General features: G+C 70.8%; 17 protein-coding genes. 6 read left to right on the top strand and 11 right to left on the bottom strand.

Annotation, left to right across the window (positions count from 1 at the left end):
* Positions 1-103: 103 nt before the first annotated feature.
* The gene (locus ACILSK_RS16410) at positions 104-754 is read right to left on the bottom strand and encodes a response regulator transcription factor (protein WP_395728247.1); all 651 of its coding nucleotides are present in this window, start codon (positions 752-754) and stop codon (positions 104-106) included.
* A gap of 295 nt (positions 755-1,049) precedes the next feature.
* Here ACILSK_RS16410 and ACILSK_RS16405 point away from each other — a divergent pair, with 295 nt between their 5' ends.
* Positions 1,050-1,556, top strand: coding sequence for a DUF1269 domain-containing protein (locus tag ACILSK_RS16405; protein ID WP_395728246.1), 507 nt, complete (start codon positions 1,050-1,052; stop codon positions 1,554-1,556).
* 97 nt (positions 1,557-1,653) lie between these two features.
* On the opposite strand, the gene ACILSK_RS16400 is transcribed toward ACILSK_RS16405, so the two are convergent.
* Positions 1,654-2,802 carry an XdhC family protein gene (locus ACILSK_RS16400; protein WP_395728245.1) on the bottom strand — a complete coding sequence of 383 codons (1,149 nt, stop codon included), beginning with the start codon at positions 2,800-2,802 and terminating at the stop codon, positions 1,654-1,656.
* Positions 2,803-2,876: 74 nt separating this feature from the next.
* On the opposite strand from ACILSK_RS16400, the gene moaA reads away from it, so the two are divergent.
* The 3 genes from moaA to ACILSK_RS16385 all read left to right on the top strand — a co-directional run bounded on the left by moaA (position 2,877) and on the right by ACILSK_RS16385 (position 5,544).
* Positions 2,877-3,950 carry a GTP 3',8-cyclase MoaA gene (gene moaA / locus ACILSK_RS16395; RefSeq protein WP_395728244.1) on the top strand — a complete coding sequence of 358 codons (1,074 nt, stop codon included), beginning with the start codon at positions 2,877-2,879 and terminating at the stop codon, positions 3,948-3,950.
* Complete coding sequence (locus tag ACILSK_RS16390; RefSeq protein ID WP_395728243.1) at positions 3,943-4,242, top strand: MoaD/ThiS family protein; 300 nt, start codon at positions 3,943-3,945, stop codon at positions 4,240-4,242. Before moaA ends, ACILSK_RS16390 begins: the two co-directional genes overlap by 8 nt.
* A gap of 840 nt (positions 4,243-5,082) precedes the next feature.
* A complete protein-coding gene (locus ACILSK_RS16385) occupies positions 5,083-5,544 on the top strand; it encodes a hypothetical protein (RefSeq protein ID WP_395728242.1) in 462 nt (153 codons plus the stop codon).
* On the opposite strand, the gene ACILSK_RS16380 is transcribed toward ACILSK_RS16385, so the two are convergent.
* The 5 genes from ACILSK_RS16380 to ACILSK_RS16360 all read right to left on the bottom strand — a co-directional run bounded on the left by ACILSK_RS16380 (position 5,522) and on the right by ACILSK_RS16360 (position 12,720).
* On the bottom strand, positions 5,522-6,328 hold the full coding sequence (locus ACILSK_RS16380) for an ABC transporter permease (protein ID WP_395728241.1): 807 nt from the start codon (positions 6,326-6,328) through the stop codon (positions 5,522-5,524). The two genes, ACILSK_RS16385 and ACILSK_RS16380, sit on opposite strands and share 23 nt — an antisense overlap.
* A 109-nt stretch (positions 6,329-6,437) precedes the next feature.
* Positions 6,438-7,337 carry an ABC transporter ATP-binding protein gene (locus tag ACILSK_RS16375; RefSeq protein ID WP_395728240.1) on the bottom strand — a complete coding sequence of 300 codons (900 nt, stop codon included), beginning with the start codon at positions 7,335-7,337 and terminating at the stop codon, positions 6,438-6,440.
* Positions 7,334-7,738 (bottom strand): GntR family transcriptional regulator, encoded by a 405-nt coding sequence (locus tag ACILSK_RS16370; RefSeq protein WP_395728333.1) that lies wholly within the window; start codon positions 7,736-7,738, stop codon positions 7,334-7,336. The genes ACILSK_RS16375 and ACILSK_RS16370 overlap by 4 nt, the downstream gene beginning before the upstream one ends.
* 251 nt (positions 7,739-7,989) lie before the next feature.
* A complete protein-coding gene (locus tag ACILSK_RS16365; RefSeq protein ID WP_395728239.1) occupies positions 7,990-10,287 on the bottom strand; it encodes a TIM-barrel domain-containing protein in 2,298 nt (765 codons plus the stop codon).
* A 528-nt stretch (positions 10,288-10,815) separates the two neighbouring features.
* On the bottom strand, positions 10,816-12,720 hold the full coding sequence (locus ACILSK_RS16360) for an ABC transporter ATP-binding protein (RefSeq protein WP_395728238.1): 1,905 nt from the start codon (positions 12,718-12,720) through the stop codon (positions 10,816-10,818).
* Positions 12,721-12,824: 104 nt separating this feature from the next.
* Between ACILSK_RS16360 and ACILSK_RS16355 the strand changes: the two genes are divergently transcribed.
* Both ACILSK_RS16355 and ACILSK_RS16350 read left to right on the top strand, forming a co-directional pair.
* Complete coding sequence (locus ACILSK_RS16355) at positions 12,825-12,977, top strand: hypothetical protein (protein ID WP_395728237.1); 153 nt, start codon at positions 12,825-12,827, stop codon at positions 12,975-12,977.
* Entirely contained in the window at positions 12,974-13,825 is an 852-nt protein-coding gene (locus ACILSK_RS16350; RefSeq protein WP_395728236.1) for an alpha/beta fold hydrolase, read from the top strand. Before ACILSK_RS16355 ends, ACILSK_RS16350 begins: the two co-directional genes overlap by 4 nt.
* A 15-nt stretch (positions 13,826-13,840) precedes the next feature.
* On the opposite strand, the gene ACILSK_RS16345 is transcribed toward ACILSK_RS16350, so the two are convergent.
* Genes ACILSK_RS16345 through moaC form a run of 4 tightly spaced genes read right to left on the bottom strand, consistent with a single transcriptional unit; the run spans position 13,841 to position 15,557 of the window.
* Positions 13,841-14,173 carry a GNAT family N-acetyltransferase gene (locus ACILSK_RS16345; RefSeq protein WP_395728235.1) on the bottom strand — a complete coding sequence of 111 codons (333 nt, stop codon included), beginning with the start codon at positions 14,171-14,173 and terminating at the stop codon, positions 13,841-13,843.
* A 25-nt stretch (positions 14,174-14,198) separates the two neighbouring features.
* On the bottom strand, positions 14,199-14,624 hold the full coding sequence (locus tag ACILSK_RS16340; RefSeq protein WP_395728234.1) for a molybdenum cofactor biosynthesis protein MoaE: 426 nt from the start codon (positions 14,622-14,624) through the stop codon (positions 14,199-14,201).
* A 22-nt stretch (positions 14,625-14,646) separates the two neighbouring features.
* Positions 14,647-15,117, bottom strand: a complete 471-nt coding sequence (locus ACILSK_RS16335; RefSeq protein WP_395728332.1) for a molybdenum cofactor biosynthesis protein B — start codon at positions 15,115-15,117, stop codon at positions 14,647-14,649.
* Positions 15,118-15,119: 2 nt separating this feature from the next.
* A complete protein-coding gene (gene moaC / locus ACILSK_RS16330; protein ID WP_395728331.1) occupies positions 15,120-15,557 on the bottom strand; it encodes a cyclic pyranopterin monophosphate synthase MoaC in 438 nt (145 codons plus the stop codon).
* Between the last annotated feature and the right edge of the window lie 21 nt (positions 15,558-15,578).

The following is a 15,578-nucleotide window of genomic DNA, read 5'->3' as shown; positions in this document are numbered from 1 at the left end:
GCGCGTCCGCACCCGCCCCCACCCGGAGTTGATCATGGCCTGCCGGCCGTTCCGAATGCCTGGAAACGGCCGCGCACCCATGATCAACTCGGTTCCGGGGGGGTCAGCCGACCAGTTCGTAGCGCATCCCGAGGGCCACGGCGTGCGCCCGATCGTTCGCTCCCAGCTTGCGGAACAGCCGCCGGGCATGCGTCTTGACGGTGTCCTCCGAGACGAAAAGCTGCTTGGCGATCTCCAGATTGGAGCAGCCGTCGGTCATTCCGCGCAGGATCTGCAGTTCCCGCTCGGTCACGGTGAGGGTGAGCGAGGCCCGGCCCGGCAGGGGGCGCCGTTGCGCGCCGGCCGGCGGCCAGGCCGGAACCCGGATCGACTCGATCTCCGGTGTCGCGGCCACCCGGTCCGGCTCCAGAATGACGAAGCCCCCCGCGCCGGCGGCGACCGCTCGGCCCATCGCCGCGCCGTCGAGCCGCGTTCCGTAGGCCATGACCCGGGTGAGCGGGCACGCCCGACGCATCCGCTCGATCCCGGGCAGCGCGCACTCCCCCCGCGCGCGGACCGCGATGAACGCGATGTCCTGACGCTCGGTGCTGCAGCGATGCACCAGCTCGTCGATGTCCGCGGCGGTCTCAACCGTCGCCGACGGAATCGACTGCCCAATGACCTGGGCGATCGCCCGGGGCGGCCCGGCCTCGTCCCACACCATCACCCTGGCCACTGCTCGCCACACGGCCACGTCGTGGGCAACACCCAGCATGGAGACCCCCTCGCCCCTGAGGTGAATTGACGGCGCCCAGATCCGACGAACCTGGTGACTGCTCGACCGCCGACTACAGAGAGTAGATCACGACTACGTTCCGCAACGGAAGACCCTGTGGCGATTCCTCACCCGCATCGAAGGAGGCGGGCGAGGACTGCTGTGCTTAGATTCGGGGAGCCGCGCCGCTCCGTGACGGATCCGCCGGCTCGTCCGACCCCGACGTCGAGGTCGCAGCGTGGTCACCACGACTCCTCGGCGCCGGCCCCGCGTTTCGACCGCCGCAGGAGGAACCATGTCCGAGCTGATCGTCATCGGCTACGACAACCACGACCAGGCGACCTCGGCCTACAACGAGGTCCTCGCCATGCAGGGCGACTTCGTCGTCGAGCTGCAGGGGCTGGCAATCGTGAACGTCGACAGCGATGGCAAGAGCCACGTCGAGACGCCGCAGAAGATCGTCGGCATGAGCGCGGCGTCCGGCGCGTTGTGGGGCATGCTGATCGGCCTGCTCTTCTTCGTCCCGTTCTTCGGCCTGGCTCTGGGCGGCCTGATGGGTGCACTGTTCGGCAAGCTCGGCAAGTCCGGCATCAACGACGAGTTCCGCTCGCAGGTCAACGCACTGCTCGAGCCGGGCAACTCGGCCGTGGTGATCATGGCGTCGAAGATCACCGAGGACAAGTTCGCCGACCGGATCGGTCCGTTCGGCGGCAAGCTGCTGAAGACCTCGCTGTCCGAGGAGGACGAGAAGGAACTGGCCCACGACCTGGGCGATGCCGGGGTGCCCAACGCGACGTCCTGACCCCCCCCGATACGCCGGCGGACCGGCGACCTCTGGCCATCGTCAGGGGTCGCCGGTCCTCGTCGTTTTCAAGGTCCGGCCGGGACGGGTCGCCGGGTCACGGCACCGGTGCCGGCTCGGGCCCGACGACCGGATGCGCGTGATGGATCGTGCCCGCCGTCGTGGACAGCGGCCGGCCGGCGCCGTCCCAGCGGCGCGCGACGATCTCGGCGGCGATCGAGATCGCCGTCTCCTCCGGCGTGCGGGCACCAAGATCGAGCCCGATCGGCGAGGCCAGCCGGGCCAGTTCCGCATCGGTGACCCCGGCCTCGCGCAGCCGGGCCAGCCGATCGACATGCGTGGCCCGGGATCCCATCGCACCGACGTAGGCGACCGGTAGCTTCAGCGCGTCGGCGAGCACCGGCACGTCGAACTTCGGGTCATGGGTGAGCACGCAGATCACCGTGCGCCCGTCGAGCGCGCCGGCGTCGACCTGCGACCGCAGGTAGCGGTGCGGCCAGTCCACGATCACCTCGTCGGCGTCGGGGAACCGGCGGGCGGTGGCGAAGACCGGGCGGGCGTCGCACACCGTCACCCGGTAGCCGAGGAACGAGCCGACCCGGGCGACCGCCGCGGCGAAGTCGATCGCCCCGAACACCAGCATGCGCGGCGCGGGCGCGAACGAGGACACGAAGACGGACAGGCCCTCCCCGCGGCGCTCACCGTCCGGACCGTAGGTCAGCGTTGCCGTCCGCCCGCTGGCCAGCAGGCCCCGGGCGTCGTCGCCGACCGCGTCGTCGATGCGGGCCGAGCCGAGCCCGCCGGCCGAGTCGGCCGTCCAGACGATCAGGTGGCGTCCGACCTGGTCGGGGCGCCCGGCAATGACGGTGGCCGCCGCCACCGGTTCACCGGCGTCGATGGACGCGGCGAGTTTGCCCAACTCCGGGAACGTGCCGACCGAGACCGGCTCGACGAACAGGTCGATGATCCCGCCGCAGGTCAGGCCGACCGTGAAGGCGTCGTCGTCGGAAACCCCGTACCGCTGCGGCACCGGCACCCCGGTGGCGACGACGGACTGCGCGAGTTCGTAGACCGCGCCCTCCACACACCCGCCGGAGACCGAGCCGACGGCGGTCCCGTCCGGTCCGACCAGCATCGCGGCGCCGGGCGGCCGCGGCGCGGACCGGAAGGTGCCGGTCACCGTGCCGAGGCCTACCGTCTCACCAGCGGACCACCAGCGGAGCAGATCGGCCAGCACCTCACGCACGGCGTTCCTCCTTGCACCCCCCTACCACTATGACCCATTCGCCGAGCGGGCGGTGCCCTGGCTACATTGGCTGGGTGACCGCGATTGCCCTGGGTATCCCACGCGTGGGTGTTGCGGGCGCACCTGTCCCGCCGGACCTGTCGGGGCGGGGCGACTCCCCGTACCTGATCGATCGGCACGGTCGTCGGGGTCGGGATCTGCGGGTGTCCCTGACCGACCGGTGCAACCTGCGCTGCACGTACTGCATGCCGGCGGAGGGCCTGGACTGGCAGCCGGCGGACGAGTTGCTCTCCGACGACGAACTGGTTCGGGTGATCACCGTCGCGGTGGACCGGCTGGGTATCCAGGAGATCCGCTTCACCGGGGGAGAGCCACTGCTGCGCAAGGGTCTTCCCGGCATCATCGCGCGGGTCGGTGCCCTCCGGCCCAAGCCGGAGGTGTCGCTGACCACCAACGGCATCGGCTTCGCCCGCCGGGCCGACGAGTTCGTCGACGCCGGCCTCGACCGGATCAACATCTCGCTGGACTCCCTGGATCCGGACACCTTCGAGCGGATCACCCGGCGCCGCCGGCTGCGGGACGTGCTCGCCGCCCTGGACGCCGCCGCAGCGGTGGGTCTGACCCCGGTGAAGATCAATGCCGTGCTGTTGCGCGGCGTCAACGACCACGAGGCGCCGGACCTGCTGCAGTTCGCTCTCGATCACGGCTATCAGCTCCGGTTCATCGAGCAGATGCCGCTGGATGCCGGGCACGTCTGGTCGCGCGACCGCATGGTCACCGCCGACGAGATCCAGGAACGGCTGGCCGCCCGGTTCGACCTCAGCCCCGATCCCGGCGCCCGGCTCGGCGCCCCGGCCGAACTGTTCCGGGTGAACGGTGGGCCGGCCACCGTCGGCATCATCGCCTCGGTCACCCGGCCGTTCTGCGGCGACTGCGACCGGACCCGGCTCACCGCGGACGGGCAGATCCGGACCTGCCTGTTCTCCCGGGCCGAGACCGATCTACGCGCGATCCTGCGCGGCGGGGGCACGGACGAGCAGATCGCGCAGCTGTGGCGGGCCACCACCTGGGGCAAGCTGCCCGGCCACGGCATCGACGACCCGTCCTTCCTGCAACCCGACCGGCCGATGAGCGCGATCGGTGGCTGAGCGCGACCCGGCAGCCAGCACCCCGAGCGTGGACGTGACCGTGCGGTATTTCGCCGCGGCCCGGGCGGCCGCCGGGGTGACCGAGGAGATCGTGTCGGTGCCGGCCGGCGGACCGGACCTGATGACCCGCGTCGGCGTCGTCGTCGCCACGGCCGGCGAGCGACACCCGGAGCTGAGCCGGGTCCTCCCCCGATGCTCGTTCCTGCTCGACGAGGTCGCCGTGCACGGCCCGGGGACCGTCGTGCTGGACGGCCAGGTGCTGGACGTGCTGCCACCGTTCGCCGGCGGCTGACCCGGTGGCCGCCACCAGGGCACCCACCCGGACCCAGTGGGGGGACGCCTTCGGCGGGTTGAGCGGCAGGGCCGCGGCGGACCCGAGGGTGGCCTGAATCGTTCGGAGCAATCGAAGCACGGCGCGGCGGGCGAAACTGCTGGTCTGAGCACGCGGAGTCACCCGGCGTCGCCGCGTGTCCGCTACCGATGCCCGCTGCGCCGGAGCTACCGTCGCAGTGAGCCGTGCGCGGAAGTCCGCAGCGGCCATCGTCATCGACCAGGAGGTCCGATCGTGACCCAATCACCCCCCGGGGGGCCACCGCCCTCGGGCGACGTCCCGGACGAGCGCTCGTCGTCCGGGCAGCCCGGCCCCGACCGGGCCGACGCCACCGGGCACGGTTCGACCGGCCCGATTCCGACCGTCGGCCCGTCCATGTCCAAGGATCCGTCGGGCGGCCAGGCGGGCCAACCGCCCACTGGTGCGCAGCCGCCACCCACGACGTTCCAGCCGACCTATCAGCAGGGACCGCCGCCCGGATATCAACCGGGACCCCCGCCCGGATATCAACCGGGACCCCCGCCCGGGTACCAGCAGGGCCCCCCGCCCGGATATCAACCGGGACCCCCGCCCGGGTACCAGCAGGGACCGCCGCCCGGGTACCAGCAGGGACCGCCGCCCGGATATCAACCGGGCCCCCCGCCCGGATATCAACCGGGACCCCCACCCGGGTACCAGCAGGGTCCACCGCAGGGCTACCAGCCGGGCCCACCACCGGGCGGCGCCTATGGCCCGCCGGGCTATCCCGCCGCGCCCGGTGCCTATCCGCCCGCGGCGGCCGGCCCGTCGCCCAGCTTCGACATGTCGAAGATCACCATCGCGGGCTGGGGTGTCCTCGGGTCGGCAGCGCTCACCTTCGTCGTGTCATTTCTACCGTTCTGGTCCGTATCAGATATTCCAGGCGCCTGGCTCAACGGCTGGCACCAGTGGTGGGCTCTGCCGGTGCTGCTCGCCGTCGCGGTCGGCGTCGTTTACGCCCTCGAGCTGTTTGGAGTGATCAAACCCGGCCAGGTGAAGCCGGTCTGGCTGGCCTACGCGGCAGCCGGGTCGTTCGTGCTGATGCTGGGCGTCTTGATCCAGACCTTCATCTACGCGGGCGGGTACTCGAGCGAACTGGCGGGCTTCGGCATTACGCTCTCCTTCGGCCCCGGTTTCGGGGTCTTCGCTGCTGTCGTCACCACGGCGGCGTTGACGTACTTCATGGCCCTGGCCGCGCAGTCGTCCGGCGCCAAGCTGCCGTTCAAGGTGCCCGGCCCGGCCTGACCGGCCGAGCATGGTGAAGGCCGCGACCCGGGTTTCGGGTCGCGGCCTTCGTCATTTCCGCCACCACGGCCACCAGCGCGACGAGCAGACTGGCATCGACGATGTTCAGGTCGACCAGGAATCGACCGGCCTGCGGCCAGGCCCCCGCCCAGGTGATCAGGATGGCCGCGCCGACCAGCAGCAGGGTAAGTGCGGCGAAGAACACCACCGCACCGACCAGCCCGAACCTCCGGTAGATCAGCCCGGACCACAGGCCGAACAGGAAGACCACGGACAGCAGCACGAAGTTGGTGAGCAGCACCTGGTACCAGGGACCGTCCAGGATCCAGGGCACGCGGAAGAAGTGCAGCTGGAGCCCCCAACCGTTGGTCAGCCCCTCGATCCACCACAGGACGGTCAGCACCACCGAGTACAGCGCGCACAGGCCGACGACGAGGGCCACGGTGCCGACGTAGTAGGTGCGCCGGCTCACCCCGAGGGTCAGCGCGAACGGCAGGAACTTGGTGGCCGATTGGACCCCGATGACCAGCAGGAACAAGTAGATCGTGATCAGGCCACCCGTGTAGTTGCCTTCCGGCTGGGTCAGCGGGAGCACGGCGAAGATGACCAGGTTGACCGCGAAGGCGAACATGAGCACGCCCCAGACCAGCCAGGTGTAGGAGTACCGGTCCACCAGGTGAAGGCGGGCGACGCGGCCGATGGCCGCGGGGTTGAGGCCGCCATCGGACCGACCTGGTTGACCGGTCGCGGCTTCTTTGAGCCCTCCGGCCGGCCCGCCCGTCATGCCGTCCCTCCCATCGGGTCGCTCTCCGGCCCGGCACCGCCACCGTGTTCGGTGCCGCCACTCCGGGGAGCGAAGCCGCTGTCGCCTTGGTCCGCTCCGCACGCCGCGCTCATGCCGAGATCCTTTCCGTGCGGTCGGCGCCCGCAGCTTGCGCCGCGGTGCGCACCACGAATTCCTGCAACGAGACCGATTCGATCTGCAGGTTCATCTCCCGGGCCCAGGCCAGGGCGACGTCGTCCAACGGTCCGGTGACGGTGGCCGCGGCGATGGAGCCGACCCCCTGCCGGCTGAGCACCTCCCGATGGGCGGTGAAGTCGTCGACCGCGCCCGCCGGCCCGGTCACCACGACCGCGCGTCCGCGCAATTCGTCGGCCGGCTCGTCGACGACGATCCGGCCCGCCTTGATGACCACCACCCGCTCGAGCAGATTGGCCACCTCGTCGATCAGGTGGGTGGACAGCAGGATCGTGCGCGGATGCTCGGCGTAGTCGGCCAGCAGCCGGTCGTAGAAGATCTGCCGGGCCACTGCGTCCAGGCCCAGGTAGGGCTCGTCGAACAGGGTGATCTCGGCGCGGGAGGCCAGCCCGATGACGATGCCGACCGCCGAGTGCATGCCGCGGGAGACCTTCTTCACCGGCCGCTTCACTGGCAGGTTGAAGTCTTCGATCAGCCGGCCGGCGAGCTCGTGGTTCCAGTGGGGGTAGAACCAGGATGCCGCTTCGATCACCCGTTTGACTTTGATGTCCGGGTAGAGCTGGCTTTCCTTGACGAATGACATCGTGCGGAGCACGTCGTCGTGCTCGAGCGGGTTGCGGCCGTGTACCCGGACGGTGCCCGCCGATGCGAACTCCTGCGCGGTGATGATGCGCATCAGCGTGGACTTACCGGCCCCGTTGCGGCCCAGCAGGCCGGTGATGGTGCCCTCCTCGAATGCGACCGATACATCGTCCAGCGCGGTGACCCCGCGATAGCGGCGCGAGACGTGGTCGACGACAACTGCCGGTGTCATGACGCTCCCCCTTCCTTTTCGTTCGAGAGCTTCTGCCTGTCGTGGTCTGCCGGCCCCGGCCGGATGAGATCGACCAGCTCGTCGGCGGTGATGCCGAGCCGCCGGGCCTCGACGAGCAGAGGGTCGATGAACTGCTCGGCGAACTCCTTGCGGCGCAGCTGGATCAACCGGTCCCGGGCCCCGACGATGACGAACATCCCGATGCCGCGGCGCTTCTCCAACACACCGTCGTCGACCAGAAGGTTGATGCCCTTCGCCGCGGTCGCCGGGTTGATCCGGTAGAACGCGGCGAACTCGTTGGTCGACGGCACCCGCGACCCCTCGGCCAGCGTGCCCTCGATGATGTCCGTGGACAGCTGCTGGGCGATCTGCAGGAACAGGGGCGACCCCTCGTCCAGCACAGTCACCTCCACAGGACCCATGATTCATCACTTCGGTGGTTCGTTACTCAACTAATGTACCAAGGAACAACAGGGTCCGCGAGACCGGTCCGCACACGTGCGGCGCGGCACGCGCACGCCTCGCCGGCCGGGTGGTCCGCCGGGCCGGGGGCGACATGCGTGGAGCCATGCGGATTCGCGGTCGCCGGTCCGTCCGGCGAGGCGCGGCCGCCCTCAGCCCGGCAACTACTGCGACCTCGCCATCCGGGCCGTCAGCAGGCCGAAGGCTGCGCGGCGGTCAGCGCCTCGATCAGCGCCGATTCGACCGCCCGGGGCAGACCGATGGCGTGCAGGTGGCTCAGGCGGGTGCCGACCGGCCGGTCGGCGGAGCACACCCGCAGTGCACTGACCTTGAGTTCGTGGTCGAGGTGGGCCAGGTCCAGGCGGTGGAACAGGTCCGCATCGACGTCGGGTTCCGGCGACGGGCCCAGGGGCACCGTGACCGGCTCGCCCGGCGGGGCGGAGATGGCCGGGCCGGTCGGGCCGCCGGGGATCATCGCCGACCAGTTGCGCAACGCCGGCAGGCAACTCACCGCGCCGACGGCCGGCCCGACCGTCAGCGTCCCGGAGGCGTCGTCGTACCGGATCGGGGTGGTCACGGTCCCGCCGTGGCCGTCGTCCTCGATCAGGTCGAAGGCCCCGGCCGCGCCCGGCACCACGAGGAGCTCCAGCGCCGCCGGGTTCACCGGGTCGTTGCCCGGCACCTGCGCCGCATCGAGCGGGACGATCGCGCCGGCCCGGGCGAGCACCGGGACGTCGGCGAGTTCCCGATGCAGCACGATTGTCCGGTCCCCGGTGTAGCGCCAGCCGGTACGGATGTCGGCCCAGTCGCCGGGCGGCAACCAGGCGGTCGTGGCGCCCAACCGGCTGATCGGGTCGGCCGGCGCGGTGATCGGCGCGACGATCAACTCGGTGCCGAACCGGAACTCGTTGGGCACCGTATAGGCCTCGTCCCGTTCCGGGTACGCCCAGTACATCGGCTGGACGATCGGGGCACCCTGCGCCGCAAGATGGTTCATCGTGTGCAGGTACGGGACGAGGCGATGGCGAAGGCGCAGGTAGGTGGTCATCACCGCCCGGGTGGCGGGTTCGAGAGTCCAGGGCTCCTTGTGGATGAACGGGTTGGACCCCGAATGCAGCCGCAGGATCGGCGAGAAGGTGCCGAGCTGAACCCATCGCGCGGTCAGCTCGTCGTCCTTGGCCCCGAACATGTGACCGCCGATGTCATGACTCCACCATCCGTAGCCGATGTTGGCCGCGGTGGCGGTGAACTCCGGCTGGAAATCCAGCGACGCCCAGCTGATCACCGCGTCGCCGGAGAAGCCGACCGGGTAGCGGTGACTGCCCGGTCCGGCGTAGCGGGAGAAGGTCAACCCGGCACCGCCGCGCCGGCTGTCCAGGAAGTGGAAGTGATTGAGCATCCACAGCGGGTCGATACCGATGACGCGCGAGTGCGGCCCGGATTGCCAGTCCAGCCACCAGAAGTCCACACCCTCACGCTCCAGCTCCCGGTGCAGCACCTCGAAATAGGCGGCCAGGAAATCCCGGTCGGTGACGTCGAATGCGATGGGCTCCGCCGCCGCCGCGTCCCGGCCCAGCGCGGCGGCCATCGCCGGGTAGGAATCCTCGAAGGCCCGTACCCCGTCGGCCGGATGCACGTTCAACGTGACCCGTAACCCGTTGGCGTGCAACCACTCCAGAAACGCCGCGGGGTCGGGGAACAGCTCCCGATTCCAGCTGTAGCCGGTCCACCCGGACCCGTGCGCCGGATCGACATCGACCAGGTGCCAATCCATGTCGATGACGCTCACGCTGAACGGAAGTCCCTCGGCGCGGAACCGTTCGATCAGCTCACGGTATTCGGCCGCGGTGTACCGGTGGTAACGACTCCACCAGTTGCCCAGCGCCCACCGGGGCAGCACCGGCGGGTGGCCGCTGACGGCGTAGAACGCCTGGACGGCCGCCGGGTAGTCGTGGCCGTAGGCGAAAAGATACAGATCGGTGCGCCCGGGAGGCCGGGGTGCGACCCAACCGTCGGCGTCGAGGAGCAGGCTGCGCGAGTCGTCAATGACGGAGAAGCCCAGCCGCGAGGCGACCCCGGGCTCGAGCGGGATGCGACCGTCGGCCAGGTCCAGGGTGCGGGCGGTACCGCCGAGGTCCCCGACGGGCTCGCCGTACCGCCACACGGAGTGGTAGCTGCTGATGTTGCCGCGGACCTGGACGGACAGCCCGCTGGTGGTGAATGGTCCGCGGTCATAGATCAGGTGCAACCGGTCGGTGACGATCTCCAGGGCATGCCCGGCGTCCCGGACGACGAACGGCGGCACCGGCTGCTCCCGGTGCAGCGCGAACTCCGACGCCCGGTCCTCGAACGCCCCGTCGTCGGCGTACTCCAGTCGCAGCAGGCCATCGGTGAGCACGGTGATCCGGTACTTCTCGCCGCGGACGACCGCCCCCGGATCGGCAACGGGATGGACCACGAGCGGGTCGGGCAGGCGGTGGTCGGACACCGATCCATCCTGCCGTGGCCGCAACGAAGTCGTCCGGCCAGGTCTGTCGGTCGTCGGGACGCTATCCGGCGGCCCGGGCGGTGCTGATCGTCCGTCATCCGTCGGGGATACGCCCCGATCGGGTCTCCGACCTGGGTCATACCCCAGCTGGGCGCAATCGGGCCTTGATCCCATTTCTGCCCCCATTCGTGTGATCGAATGTGCGTCACTCGGGTTTGCATGGTTGACCTTCAGTAGTTCCGAGGAAGGGGGGCACGGTGTATCCACGTGAAGCGGGCTCGTCGGGGGTGGCGGTGTGCGGGCCGGGCGATGAGGACCGACCTCGCCTGTCGGGCGGGCAGGTCGAGAGCTGCAGGGACGTGTCCACAGGTATCGACGACCTGCTGGTGACCGCCGCGCCACTGTTGACGCCGTCGGAGATCCGGGCACTGCAAGCCGCCCGCGACGTCATCAACGTCCTGGTGTGGCTCGGGCGGTAGGCGCAGCCCGCGTCATTTTCGCCCGGATCAGGCGCCCGCCGCGGACGGCCTACGGGATCCGGACCGGACCCGCCTCGTCGGCCTGGTGCCGGAACTGCGTCCGGTAGAGCTCCGCGTACAGCCCACCCTGCTCCAGCAGCTCGTCGTGCGTGCCGGACTGCACGACCCGGCCGCCGTCGACCACGACGATCCGGTCGGCACTGCGGATGGTGGAGAGCCGGTGCGCGATCACCAACGATGTGCGGCCGCGCAGCGCCTCGGCCAGCGCCCGCTGCACCGCCACCTCCGACTCGGAGTCCAGGTGGGCGGTGGCCTCGTCGAGGATGACCACGGCCGGCGCCTTGAGCAGCACGCGGGCGATGGCCAGCCGCTGCTTCTCCCCACCCGAGAGCCGGTGCCCCCGGTCGCCGACCACGGTGCCCAGGCCCTCGGGCAACCGGGCAACCAGCTCCCAGATCTGGGCCGCGCGCAGGGCCGCGATCAGCTCGTCCTCGGTCGCCTCGGGCCGCGCGTAGAGCAGATTGGCCCGGATCGTGTCGTGGAACAGGTGGGCATCCTGGGCGACGACGCCGATCGCGTCCCGCAAGGACTGCAGCGTCACGTCCCGCACGTCGTGGCCGCCGACCAGCACCGCGCCGGTGTCGACGTCGTAGATGCGGGGCACCAGCTGGGAGATGGTCGTCTTGCCCGCCCCGGACGGACCGACCAGGGCCACCAACTCCCCGGCCCGGGCGGTGAAGCTCACGCCGTGCAGGACCGGGTGCCGCGGGCTGTGATCGTTGACGGCGACGTCCTCCAGGGACGCCAGCGACACCTCGTCGGCGCCCGGATAGGCGAAGTGCACGTCCCGGAACTCGATCGACTGCTCCCCCATCGGCAACGTCCGGGCGTCCGGTTTCTCGGTGATCAACGGCTGCAGGTCCAGCACCTCGAAGACCCGCTCGAACGAGACCAGCGCGCTCATCACGTCCACCCGCACGTTCGACAGCGCCATCAGCGGCCCGTACAGCCGGCTCAGCAGCAGCGCCAGCGACACGACCGCCCCCGGCTCCATGGCCCCGTTCAGCGCCAGCGCGCCGCCGAGCCCATAGGTCAGGGCCTGGGCCAACGCGGCGACCAGGGTGAGCGCGACGATGAAGACCCGCCCGTACATGGCGGTGGTGATGCCGATGTCGCGGACCCGTCCGGACCGGTCGCGGAAAGAATCCGCCTCCACCTCCGGGCGCCCGAACAGGGCGACCAGCAACGCACCGGAGACGTTGAACCGCTCGGTGGTCGTGGTGTTCATCGACGCATTGAGGTTGTAGCTCTCCCGGGTGAGCTGCTGCAGCTTGCGGCCGAACCGGCGCGCCGGCAGCACGAATACCGGCAGCAGGATCAGCGAGAGCACGGTGACCTGCCAGGACAGGGTCAGCATCACGGCCGCGGTGAGGATCAGCCCGATCACGTTGGCGACCACGCCGGACAGGGTGGACGTGAACGCCTGCTGCGCGCCGATCACGTCGTTGTTGAGCCGACTCACCAGGGCGCCGGTCTGGGTGCGGGTGAAGAACGCCAGCGACATCCGCTGCACGTGCTCGAACACCTTGGTCCGCATGTCGAAGATCAGACCCTCGCCGATCCGCGACGAGTACCAGCGGGTGCCGAGCGAGATCAGCGCGTCCACGACCGCCAGCCCACCGATGATCAGCGCGATCCTGACCACGGCCTGCACGGTGCCGTTGCCGCTGATCTCGTTGACCACATCACCGGCCAGTAGTGGAGTCAGCACGCCGATGACCGACGAGATCACCGTCAGCAGCAGGAAGATCGCCAGCTCGCGACGGAACGGCCGGGCGAACGACACGACCCGACGCAGGGTCCCCTTCGCCAGCTTGTGCTCCACCACCGAGCTGTCCTGGTGCATCGTTCGCCAGGCGCTGGCTCCGGCCATCCGGCCACCGGGTCTGGTCATCGGCACTCTCCTGGCACTCGCACTCCTGGCATCAGCGACTACAACTGCGCCGCGGTACCGTCGCCTTCCCGCGGCCGTTGCGCCGAGGGCGAACGGAGGGCCGGATGAGCACGCCGATGTCCGCCGACTGTATGCGGTCGATGCCGGCCACGGCCCGGGAATTCCCGGTGGCCGTGCGGCACCCCGGACCCGCGCACGGTGGCCCGGACCGCCGCTTCCCGAGCGAGGCCCGTCCCGGTGCGCTGGAGATCCGGTGACCGAAGCGCTCGATCTGGGCGATGGCCGGGAGCTGGGCTACCGCTGCTACGGGGCGCCGGACGGCCTGGTGGTCGTGAACTGCCATGGCGGCCTGGTGTGCGGGTTGGACGCCGCCCCGTTCGATACCGTCGCCCGGGACCTGGGCATCCGGATCGTCTCGCCGGACCGGCCGGGCCTGGGGGCATCCGGTGCCGCACCGGGGCGGACCACCGGCGATTGGGCCGGCGACGTCCAGGCATTGCTGGATGTGCTCGGCGCGGACACGGCGTCGGTGCTCGGCTGGTCGATGGGCGGCCAGTACGCGCTGGCCTGCGCGGCGTTGCTGCCGGACCGCATCCGGTCGACGGCGGTGGTCGCCGGCTGCCGACCGCTCGACGACGACAGCACCTTCCGGGAACTCAACACCATGGATCGGCGCCTCACCCTGCTGGCCCGGCACCACCCGCACGTCGCCGCCACCACCTTCCGCGCGCTCGGCGGGATCGCCCGGCACACCCCCGCGGCATGGGCGCACCTGACCCTGCGGGCCGCGCAACCCGACGAGGCATCCACCCTGGAGGCCCTGCCCGACCCGGGGATCGCGGCGGCCGCCGCGGCCGCCCTGGATGGCGGCGACGGGATGGTCGAGGAGTACCGGGCCTGGGTCCGCCCGTGGGGGTTCGCCCCGGCGGACATCCCCGGTCCGGTCACCTTCTGGCACGGCGACGCCGACGATCTGGTCCCGCCGGCCTGGAGTGCCGCGCTGGCCGCGGCCGTGCCGCACGGCCGGCTCGAACGGGTGCCGGGCGCCGGGCACTTTCTCGGCTACACCCACACGGCGGACATCTTGCGCGGCCTCACCGGGTAGCGCTGAAGGGACCGGTCAGCCGGCCGGGATCTCGAACTTCTCGCGCTCGTCGGCCGGCACCAGGTCCTGGTAGTCGGCATGCCGCTGGATGTAGCGTTTGACGAACGGGCAGTACGGCAGCACGGCGATGCCGCGGGCCCGCATCGCGTCCAGGGTGTCCTTGATCAGCCGGGAGGCGAGGCCGCGACCGCCGAACTCGTCACCGATCTCGGTGTGCACGAACGCATATCGATCCCCCGTCGGCCGGTACTCGGTGAACCCGGCCAGCGCGTCACCGACGTGAATCTCGAAGCGCCGCTGCTCCGGGTTGTCGGTCACGCTGATCGGCGCCTCGTCCGCTGCGGTCATGAACTGTTCCTTCCGATAGCGGGTTTCAGGCCGAGCCGACCCATTCGTCGGTGCCGTCGGTGAACACCTGACGCTTCCACACCGGCAACCGGCGCTTGACCTCGTCCACCAGGTCCATGCAGGCGGTGAACGCTTCCCGCCGGTGCGCGGCGGAAGCCGCTGCGGCCAGGGCGATGTCGCCCACCCGCAACCGTCCGACCCGGTGCGACACGGCTACCGCGATCACCCCAGGTCGGGCGGCGATCTCGGCGGCCACCTCGGCGACCACCGCCGCGGCGGTCGGATGCTCGGAATAGTCGAGCTCGGTGACGTCCCGGCCGTGGTCGTGGTCGCGGACCACCCCGGCGAACGACACCGTGGCGCCGGCGGCCGGATCCTGCACCGCGGCATAGTGTTCCGCCGGGTCGAGGGGGTCGCCGGTGACCCGGGTCAGTCCCACCCGCCCGGTCATCGGACCGCCCGGCATGCCGTGTTCACCGGTGGTCACCGCCGCGGATCTGGTCCAATGCGTGATCCAGCACCTGGCCCAGCACGGCCAGGCCGTCCCGGACGCCTCCGGTGGAACCCGGCAGGTTCACGATCAGGGTGTGCCCGGCGACGCCGGCCAACCCCCGGGAGAGCACCGCGGTGGGCACCTTGTCGCTGCCCTCGGCCCGGATGGCGGCGGCCAAACCGGGAATCGGCACGTCCAGCAGCGGGGCCGTTTCCTCCGGGGTGGAGTCGGTCGGCGAGATGCCGGTGCCGCCGGACGTCAGCACCAGGTCCGCACCGATCGCCTCCTGCAACGCCGCCCCCACGTCCGGCCCGTCGGCCACCACCACCGGTCCGGCAACCGTGAAACCTCGCTCCTGCAGCCATGTCTGGATCAGCGGCCCGGTCCGGTCCGGGTACACCCCGGCGGCCGCCCGGGAGGAGGCGATGATGACCACCGCGGTTCGGGTCATGGTCACCGGCCGTCCGGACGGGTCCAGGTGCCGGTCTTGCCGCCCTCCTTGCGCTCGACGCGCACCGCGTCGAGCACGGCGGCCGGATCGACCGCCTTGACCATGTCGTGCAGGGTGAGCCCGGCCACCGCCACGGCGGTCAGCGCCTCCATCTCCACGCCGGTGCGGTCGGCGGTCCGCACGGTCGCCGCGATCCGCACCTCGGCCTCGCCGACCGTCAGGTCGACCGTCACCCCCGAGATCGCGATCGGATGGCACAACGGCACCAGGTCGGGCGTGCGCTTGGCCGCCATGATCCCGGCGATCCGGGCGGTGGCCAGCGCATCGCCCTTGGGCAGCCCGCCGCGCCGCAACAGCGACGCGACCTCGGCGGTCGTGCGCAGCACGCCGGTGGCCAGCGCCTGCCGGGCCGACACCGACTTGCCGGACACGTCGACCATGCGGGCCGCGCCGGTGGCATC

It is taken from the genome of Nakamurella sp., from assembly GCF_044224575.1.
In the GTDB taxonomy this organism is placed as follows: Bacteria; Actinomycetota; Actinomycetes; order Mycobacteriales; family Nakamurellaceae; genus Nakamurella.
The sequence above is the reverse complement of the archived record's forward strand: the minus strand, read 5'-3'. Positions and strand labels throughout refer to the sequence as shown.

Bases quoted from the DNA above. Each gene is read 5' to 3' on its own strand.
- ACILSK_RS16405 (WP_395728246.1), top strand. From the start codon at position 1,050: ATGTCCGAGCTGATCGTCATCGGCTACGACAACCACGACCAGGCGACC.
- ACILSK_RS16340 (WP_395728234.1), bottom strand. From the start codon at position 14,624: ATGACCGGGCGGGTGGGACTGACCCGGGTCACCGGCGACCCCCTCGAC.
- ACILSK_RS16385 (WP_395728242.1), top strand. From the start codon at position 5,083: ATGTCGAAGATCACCATCGCGGGCTGGGGTGTCCTCGGGTCGGCAGCG.
- ACILSK_RS16335 (WP_395728332.1), bottom strand. From the start codon at position 15,117: ATGACCCGAACCGCGGTGGTCATCATCGCCTCCTCCCGGGCGGCCGCC.
- ACILSK_RS16410 (WP_395728247.1), bottom strand. From the start codon at position 754: ATGCTGGGTGTTGCCCACGACGTGGCCGTGTGGCGAGCAGTGGCCAGG.
- ACILSK_RS16380 (WP_395728241.1), bottom strand. From the start codon at position 6,328: ATGACGGGCGGGCCGGCCGGAGGGCTCAAAGAAGCCGCGACCGGTCAA.
- ACILSK_RS16375 (WP_395728240.1), bottom strand. From the start codon at position 7,337: ATGACACCGGCAGTTGTCGTCGACCACGTCTCGCGCCGCTATCGCGGG.
- ACILSK_RS16360 (WP_395728238.1), bottom strand. From the start codon at position 12,720: ATGACCAGACCCGGTGGCCGGATGGCCGGAGCCAGCGCCTGGCGAACG.
- ACILSK_RS16345 (WP_395728235.1), bottom strand. From the start codon at position 14,173: ATGACCGCAGCGGACGAGGCGCCGATCAGCGTGACCGACAACCCGGAG.
- ACILSK_RS16355 (WP_395728237.1), top strand. From the start codon at position 12,825: ATGAGCACGCCGATGTCCGCCGACTGTATGCGGTCGATGCCGGCCACG.
- moaC (WP_395728331.1), bottom strand. From the start codon at position 15,557: ATGGTCGACGTGTCCGGCAAGTCGGTGTCGGCCCGGCAGGCGCTGGCC.